At 54.2% G+C, this 8,300-nt stretch carries 8 protein-coding genes; 4 read left to right on the top strand and 4 right to left on the bottom strand.

Translation table 11 applies throughout. The annotated features are described in order from the left end of the window. Positions 1–395, top strand: a 395-nt coding sequence (locus AWB68_RS40495) for an IS4 family transposase (RefSeq protein ID WP_268810917.1), incomplete at its 5' end; no start/stop codon positions are given. Positions 396–753: 358 nt separating this feature from the next. Here AWB68_RS40495 and AWB68_RS47535 read toward each other — a convergent pair. Continuing rightward, a complete protein-coding gene (locus AWB68_RS47535; RefSeq protein WP_125483215.1) occupies positions 754–1,473 on the bottom strand; it encodes a hypothetical protein in 720 nt (239 codons plus the stop codon). Between the two features lie 515 nt (positions 1,474–1,988). Here AWB68_RS47535 and AWB68_RS40490 point away from each other — a divergent pair. After that, on the top strand, positions 1,989–2,582 hold the full coding sequence (locus AWB68_RS40490; protein WP_087649797.1) for a DUF6012 family protein: 594 nt from the start codon (positions 1,989–1,991) through the stop codon (positions 2,580–2,582). Between the two features lie 180 nt (positions 2,583–2,762). Here AWB68_RS40490 and AWB68_RS47530 read toward each other — a convergent pair whose 3' ends face one another. Together AWB68_RS47530 and AWB68_RS40480 are read right to left on the bottom strand one after the other, a co-directional pair. After that, positions 2,763–2,987 (bottom strand): hypothetical protein, encoded by a 225-nt coding sequence (locus AWB68_RS47530; RefSeq protein WP_125483214.1) that lies wholly within the window; start codon positions 2,985–2,987, stop codon positions 2,763–2,765. A 290-nt stretch (positions 2,988–3,277) separates the two neighbouring features. After that, entirely contained in the window at positions 3,278–4,684 is a 1,407-nt protein-coding gene (locus tag AWB68_RS40480) for a DUF7379 domain-containing protein (protein ID WP_087649795.1), read from the bottom strand. A 174-nt stretch (positions 4,685–4,858) separates the two neighbouring features. Here AWB68_RS40480 and AWB68_RS51940 point away from each other — a divergent pair, with 174 nt between their 5' ends. Both AWB68_RS51940 and AWB68_RS40475 read left to right on the top strand, forming a co-directional pair. Continuing rightward, positions 4,859–5,251, top strand: a complete 393-nt coding sequence (locus tag AWB68_RS51940; protein WP_445344365.1) for a Pepco domain-containing protein — start codon at positions 4,859–4,861, stop codon at positions 5,249–5,251. An 11-nt stretch (positions 5,252–5,262) separates the two neighbouring features. Further along, a complete protein-coding gene (locus tag AWB68_RS40475; protein ID WP_087649794.1) occupies positions 5,263–7,611 on the top strand; it encodes an Hsp70 family protein in 2,349 nt (782 codons plus the stop codon). Between the two features lie 294 nt (positions 7,612–7,905). Here the strand turns inward: AWB68_RS40475 and AWB68_RS40470 are convergent. Continuing rightward, on the bottom strand, positions 7,906–8,300 hold a 395-nt coding region (locus AWB68_RS40470; protein WP_268810917.1), incomplete at its 5' end, for an IS4 family transposase.

The following is an 8,300-nucleotide window of genomic DNA, read 5'->3' as shown; positions in this document are numbered from 1 at the left end:
TGTTCAACGTTCTGAAGAACGGCTGTCAGGTCGAAGAGCTGCAGTTGGGCACGATTGAACGACTCGAGCGTGCGTTGGCGCTGTTTCTTGTGGTGGCTTGGCGTGTGACCTATCTGATGCGGCTGGGCCGGACCTGTCCTGATTTGGACGCGCATCTGTTCTTCGATCCCGATGAAATTCGGGCCGCCCACTTGCTCACGAAAACGCGTATGCCTGTGCAACCCAAGCTCAACGAAGTGTTGCGCTTGGTCGCTCGCCTCGGCGGTTTCCTCGCTCGCAAGGGCGATGGCGAACCCGGCGCGGAGACAATCTGGAAGGGGCTCACAAAAGTTCATATCGCCGCGGAAACCATGCGCTTATTGCGCGATGACGGTGATGCCGACATTTCTGTATAACGACATGCCTCAACAGCCCGTACAGTCCGGGCAAGTTCCCACACCTCTCTTGCCGGTCCACAAGGGCATGAGTTGGCAAGAGGCAAAAAAAGCCGCGCCCGACGCGGGTTATGATCCCACTACTCGTATATTGTCTTATTCGCGAAAACTCTTTCGAGAAACAGGTCCGGTCGAGTTTACGGCGACGGAAAAAAAGGGGTCATTAAGTGACAAACATCTTGGTTATAATATTGACACTGGAAGCAATGTTCTCGATTACGACGCGTCGTACAAATGGCATGAGTGTTACTGGAGAATTGAACTGCCTTAATAGATTTGAGTCATTGCCAGATGCGGTTCCGGATGTGTCATGTTTGCCCTAGTTACAGGATTGACGCGGAAAGGGAACCGAGACTGATCCTTGGTCGCACACGCATTGGTTTATGTTGATGCAACAAGCATTAGGCGCGGTCACGGAACCGTCAATGCTAGTGCACGCCGGACAGTCATGACCATTCGTGCAGCGTCCCAATTTCTCATTCCCTACGGCCGAACGGCTAATCGTAGAGGGCGGAAAGAAATTCTTGTCCTCGGCCGGTTCCAGTAACTGAGGAACGGGCACCCTCTTGAATCCATTTTTATGCTGGCAATTATCTCCCCCCATTAAAAAATCAATGAATGCTACATTGGAATTCAAATTGTCTGCAGTTATCCCTTTTGCGTACAAGTTGGCAGTGATATCTGTCACATGGACGTAAGTGCCTACGGGCCCTTCGACACGCAACTCCTCCATGTTCATTAGCCAAATCGGGGGCCGATTATATACCATCAGTTTCAAGCTGATCCACGGTCCGTCTGCCGCCTCCATGCCCGCACATTCCGCCGAATACACGCCCGCGTTGAACGAAAGTATCAATCGGGGGACTGTCGACGCGTTCGGCTTTACTACTTCCAAAATACCCTGCTCGACAAAAAAAGTATTCATTTGCGAATAATATCGTCCGCGGCCATGAATTTTTCCATCTCCTGGTTCTCCGGCCTGCGCCGACACGCTGATGACTAACAGCGAACACACTATTTGTACGATAACAGCGCGCATGTTCGTCGCTCCCTCAGATTGTTTTATAGCCGTCTTAAAATCGTAAGCTTTATGAATTAATTAGGAACTCTTTTTTATCGCGAGGTTGTTTAATTAGCTAAATAACGCGGCAGGAGTCTGGCGATTCATTTGTCACGGCCGCGGCTGCGTTCTTACATATAGTAGGTGCGAAAACATGTCTTGTCCTCAGAAAAGCAGGACGAATGGGCCAATACTAGTTTGCGCACGCCGCATTATCGCTATTCACTTCATTTCCTCTCATTTGGTACTGTCCGGAACATGCTTGATTTTCCGTAGCACATGGGTTCGACTCCTTCGCGAAACTAACTGCCAAGCAATTAGGGTTCCATCAGAAGGGCGGCCTGCAACGGATGGCGAGCCCGATGCGACGGGAGGAGGGTTCGCCGAGCGGGTGTCAATAATCGAATCAGGAAACTGAGCGACTTCTTAACCATACTGATGGCTCGACATCACGGCGACCGCATGGTTAAAACGCATGTCACGGAAGGAACGCGATGCTCATACACATTCGCCCACGGATTTTCAGCGAGCTGCCAACGTCACTTGTCGACGTGACGATCGAGCCTTACGGAGCATATCTCCGCGGCGCGAAGGAAGTCACGGCGCGCCGGCCGTACCCGAACAAACAGTATGCGGTCGTCTGTCGGAACAAAGGAACGAAAGCAATCGATGGGCTTTTGCTTTCTGTTCCGAATGCGCCAAAGAATTTCTCGGTGAAAACCCGCTGGGCTGTCGACGCGGAAATGGTCGCAACACATCACGTCGACTATCAGCTGCTCGACAAGGATTTTGATTGTTGCTCGGACAATATGCTGTTGTGGGGAGGATCCTACAAGCCCTGGCCATCACGCAGGCCGCAGGAAGCAAGTACCAAGTTTCCCATGGGTTGGGAACCGAGGATGATTCTCGATCCGGGGAAGGTCAATGAATGTGAACAGATTGTGCAGATAGACTCCCGCGGCGTGGTGTCGTCGCTGCACCATGTTTTTAAGATGCCGACGATCGAAAGAGACCGCTTCTTTTCGCCGAAAATTCGCGAGGACTGGACGCGAACTCCGACGGAAGACTTGGCGTTGAAGCTTGGCTGAAAGGCCGCCAGAAGATCCCAGGCCGCGCCCCCGTCTCACCTTGTCGACCGGGGAGCGCAGCCGATCCTAGACTTTGCCAGTTCGGCCTCGAGCCACGCCTCGTCACAGTCGGAACCCTTCTCGAAGGAGACGATGGCGCCTTCGGCAATTGCAGCCCGGAAGTCGAATGCCATGTGCAAGCTAGCTAGGCGGCAGCTCCATGACCTCACCTCCGAAGGCGAGCTTCCCCATGCGTATCGCGCTGAGCGTCACACGCAGCTCATGCTCATGCTCGGCCCGGAAGCGCTCCGCCTTGAGATAGAGATAGCTGTAGAGGATCGGATTGGGGAGTTGCTCGGCATTGAGCCGGTGCGAGTCATGGTCCAAATCGACGAGCCATAATTGATCGAGAAGACTTGCCGGCACGCGATGTCCCTGCTCGACCGTGAAGTCCGGCGCTTCTAGAAACCCGCGCCCGCGTTAGTCGCCCGGTCGGCAGGCACCATCTTGAAGGTCGGCTCCGTCGAAATCACGGTAGCTATCGACGCGGTTGAAGTGGAGGTAAGACTACGCAATCGAGCCGATCAGATACTCAGTGCGCATCAACTTGTAGTGCAGTTGGCCGTCCGCCCGCTGCCGCAGCAGGGCGGCAGCGGCTCAATGTGGCCGTCCGGAGTGGCTACGCGCCCCACGTCACCAGTCACGCACGCCGTGTATCAGAATGCGCGCGACTTTGACGTCCAAAGCAGGCTCATTGGATTGAAGCCCGCCGGCGCAGCCGGATTCACGAGTGCAGACGTCATCGCGTCAACTATGGACGGATCGCTGAAGTAGCGGAAGTAGGGGACTAGCCCGATCTGATCAAAGAGGAACGAGGCGCCGCGCTCGCGCGGCAAGCCGCCATACATTGAATACATCGGCACGACGAAGTCCTTGCCAGTCCATATAAATCCGACGGAAAGCAACGTGTTCAGCCACGAGATGACCGGGTGGCCTGTCACGTTGCCCGAGACGATACGAAGGTCGCCCGGCAATTGCGTCGTGAGTGAATAATGCAGCCAACGGATCAACGCGCTGTCGGAGCTGTGCGCAGCCAAACCTGGCGCGTGCTTCGGCTCGAGGCCCGTGGTCGCTACCATGGCCAGCAGCTCGACGAATTGCGGCGGGACCCCCACCTGCGCGGATTCAAGGGTCCACTTCAGCACCGACAGGTACGCATCCAGCCGGTTCGACGCTAGCGGCGCGCCGCGCACCGGGCACGTGACGCGCACGATGCGATCGACGGTGACGGATTTTGCCTTGACCTCGGCGGCCAGCGCTTGCAGTTCCGCGAGGCTCTTTGGGTCATCCTTGAAGAACGCCTCGTCCGCCGCGCTGATGACCGGGCTCGCGCATATTCTCGCGAGCACTTCGGCCACGAGCCCGGCGCGCGATTGCGTCACCAAGTGCAAGCGGTTGTTTCCCTTGAGCGCCCTGACGAGCGTCAGCGCGTTCTGGATCGGGCTCACGCCGAGCGTCGGATGATCGAGCGCGTACACGCTGTCGCCGTAAGTTTCGAAGAGCTTGTCGACGTGCTCCGGATGCTCGCTCCACAGCTTGCCGAAGCTTGCGCTCGTGTCCGAAAACGTCCCGTGGATCAAGAAAAGCACGGACGTGCTGTCGGGACGCGGGAGAATCGAGTCGTCGGCTGCGGCGTCGGGCTTTTTCATCTGTCCCGGCAGCGTTCTCGACAGCGCGAAGACGCCATTGCCCACCGAGTCGTCGAAATGCTCGATGATCTTCTCGACGGCCGCCGCTTCGATGGCATCCTCGATCGGCCCTTCCACCACGCGGATGGCCGAGAGAAACACCTTGCCGAGCGCCGCGCGCGAGACGCCGATCGTGCTAGCCGCTGTAGCGAGCCCCTTCCACGCAAGGGTGCTGGGCACGAACACCTCGCCACTGCCGTTCACGGTGACGGCGCCCGGGCTCAACTGGGCCTCCAGCAAGTCTTTCGCGTGGTACGGATGCAGCAGCAGCGACGGGCCATCCTTGATGTCGAGCACGACGTAATCGCTGCCTACTGTCGCGTCCAGCCGGAAGTCGTCGCCGAGAAATGTAATCGTACTGGCAGCTTGAGCCATCACTAACGCTCCCACTCGTCGAGATCGTGCACGGGCCGAACATGATTTTTGCGTGTGCGTCCGGGTTTAAGTCAAGCACTAATCGGACATTTTGCTCGCTGGTGAGGAAGACAATCTCGTTCTCGTGGGCAACCCTACGCCAAAATTGCCCCGATTTCATGCTTCCATGCGACGATGACGATACACGTCGGCAGGTGTTGCTCGACTTCGTCATACCCTTTGAAAATTTATGGAGCAGTCGAAATGTCTACTTCTGGAGTTTCGAGCACGATCACCGTCATTTGTCGCGAGGACGAAATCGCTGGCGCAAAGGGACTGAGTAATCGAATTTCGAGTGTAATGCAGCAAGTTTGTCCTCTAAACGTGTCCGTCGTATCCCAGAATATGACAAGATTTTGCAACGCGGTGGCGATGGCGCTCAAGGACGCCGAACTTCGCGATCTCCCTTACCCCCTAGACGCTGTTGAACTAACCGTTGAATTAACTGGTTCAGGCGAGGTGCGGTTGGTGGGCAGCGTAGGTGCGGAACTATCTGGGGGATTAAAGCTAACGTTCAAGCGGGGCTAGCGGGGGCCCTCGTGAACAAAGCAATCGTCATCGGATGTTCGAAGTACGATGACCCCGAAATCGGCGCACTTCAATTCGCGCATACCGACGCCCAACAATTCGCTGCGGCGCTACGCACCTATTGCGGGATTGATTGCGATCGCGACATTGTGCTTTTAACCAGCCCTGAAAGCCCCGGAGCACGAGCTGCGACACGTGCAAACATCACACAAGCAATTCGCCGTCTCTCGGGTTCAAATGACGACATTATATTCGTTTATTTTAGCGGACATGGATTTAAATCCGTGTCTGACGGTAAGGATTATCTTCTACCGTGCGATGCCGTGTTTGCGCATCTCGAATACAATTCCATTGCGCTCCAAGATGTTGAGTTGCCTCTTTCCGATTATAAAAGTCGATGCGTTCTCCTTTTCATAGATGCGTGCCGCAACTTGAGTGGGGGAGGCAAATCTATAGGGGCCGAAAGTCTGCCTCCAATCAATCCGGACAGTTTAAAAGAAAAAGGGTTTGCGCGGTTTTTTTCGTGTGGCCTGTCGCAGAGGTCATTTGAAGTGCCCGAACTCTCGGCAGGAATTTTTACACGCGGTCTCCTTGATGGACTAGGCGAGCTCGGAGGATGCAAAACTGTTCGCGACCTTGATTCTTACCTCAAAAGTCGTGTCCCAGATCTTGGGCGGCTGCACGAACGACCAATTCAAGAGCCCGTTCTCAGAGTCGAGCCGTTGGCGATGGCCGAAGTAAATATCGTGTCTCCCGATCGCCTGCTACAACTCACGAGCCGGTTAAGACGTGAAATCAGGCAAGGGGTCAACTCTTTCACGAGGAGGGAAAGTGATGCCACAGTCGTCGATATTCTCGCGATTGATTTCGGCACGAGTTATTCCCTTTGCGCAATTCCAGCGGAAAATGACGAGATTATTTATATTGGTGGACCAGACGGGAAACGCCATATTCCCTCGGCTATCCTTATCATGCCCAATATGGACTACATTGTCGGTCGCAGCGCGCTAGACCATTATGGGATCGTCAGCGATACTCTTCTAAGAGGGTTCAAGCGCGAAATGACGTCCAACCCAAAAGTTCATGTGCATAAACGCGAGATCCCTCTCTCTAGTATCGCTTCATATATTATAGCGTCAATTATTCAAAATGCACGCGAAGTGCTTGACAGCAATCCGCGAAGGGCACTCGCAGCGGTTCCGGCTAGCTTTTCACTCTCTGCACGTGAAGTGGTTGTTGAAGCATTTATCAACGCCGGGTTCGAACGAGCTCGGCTAATTAGCGAGCCTTGCGCTGCCGCTATCTGTGGCTACCATGACATTGAATTGCAAGAATCGACTGAAAACGATGCTGGTGGTTACAATGTGTTAATCGTAGATGTCGGGGGCGGAACAACGGATGTGGCGGCTGTGTGTATTGACTACGTAGACGGGGAGCGTCAATTCGGGGTGCTATCAAATTTTGGTGATCGTGCTGTGGGCGGAATAGATTTCGACAAGGCGATCCGAAATTTAATACTCGACCGCGCGCGCAATCTGCTGCCGGAAGGGACAACATTGGGTCCGCAAGAAGAACAAGAGCTAGAAGCAGAGTCAGAGCGTGTCAAAATCCGACTAAGCACGACCACCGAGGCTACGGTCGTGTTGTCGAACATAGAGTCCAGACATGGGCTTGTCGACATCGAAATAATCATCTCACGCGACGACCTAACGTCCGTTTCAAGCGCGCTCGTTGACCGCATCGAGCGCTGCATCCAGAACGCCGCGCGAGCTTCGGAATGGACGCGGATTGATTCCGTCATGCTCGCAGGACAAGGCTGCAAAATTTGGTCTGTGCGACAGCTGATCGGACGAATGTTCCCTAAACACGACATAGTCGACAAGTTTCAGGAAACCGCAGTCATTAGCGGACTCGCCGAGTATGCTCGGGTACTCTTGGGACAACGAGCGAACCTTCTTCTCCTGGATTTATTGCCAGCAGAACTATCGATCGCATATTGTGAAGACAATTCCGAAAAGCCGATTTTAGTTATTTCATCAGATGAAAACCTTAACAAAGAACAGGCGGCGATTGTAACTTTAGGGACTACGATACCTCACCTGCATGAATTTGACGTGCTCCTAAAGGGACCAGATCGGATCTACACCATATCAGTCAGTGAAACTCTAAATGGAGAGATTTCGGCGCTGGGAAGCGTTAAAGTTCTGGTTACGCCGGGCATAACCAAACTACGCATATCGATTGATATCGACGCGACTAGCGTCGTGTACCTGAAGGTATTCGAACTGCCGGAAATGAAAAACCTTTGCGATGAAATTATATGTGGTCGGTTTGCAGCGAAGTGGTGGCAACGGCCGTAGATTAGGCTCTCTCGCTCGCGCTGCCGAAAATTTCAATTTCGACCTGCCCATACGATACCGAGAATCCATCAAACGTTACACGTTCTCAGTACCGATTTAACCGCTGGCTTATCTTGTACATACTACACTTACTGTTACGACCGCTCCGACCTATTGCGTGGTATTAGTCTGTGATAAAGGACGTTATCACAGATAATGGCGTATTCGCTTAAACGTCCCGCGCACCTAACGAAGCTTGACATGCCAACCAGTGCGACTAGTCGTTAGCTAGAAGTGCCGCCTCAAGGCATGTCGTTATACAGAAATGTCGGCATCACCGTCATCGCGCAATAAGCGCATGGTTTCCGCGGCGATATGAACTTTTGTGAGCCCCTTCCAGATTGTCTCCGCGCCGGGTTCGCCATCGCCCTTGCGAGCGAGGAAACCGCCGAGGCGAGCGACCAAGCGCAACACTTCGTTGAGCTTGGGTTGCACAGGCATACGCGTTTTCGTGAGCAAGTGGGCGGCCCGAATTTCATCGGGATCGAAGAACAGATGCGCGTCCAAATCAGGACAGGTCCGGCCCAGCCGCATCAGATAGGTCACACGCCAAGCCACCACAAGAAACAGCGCCAACGCACGCTCGAGTCGTTCAATCGTGCCCAACTGCAGCTCTTCGACCTGACAGCCGTTCTTCAGAACGTTGAACA

Source organism: Caballeronia choica (genome assembly GCF_001544535.1).
In the GTDB taxonomy this organism is placed as follows: domain Bacteria; phylum Pseudomonadota; class Gammaproteobacteria; order Burkholderiales; family Burkholderiaceae; genus Caballeronia; species Caballeronia choica.
The sequence above is the reverse complement of the archived record's forward strand: the minus strand, read 5'-3'. Positions and strand labels throughout refer to the sequence as shown.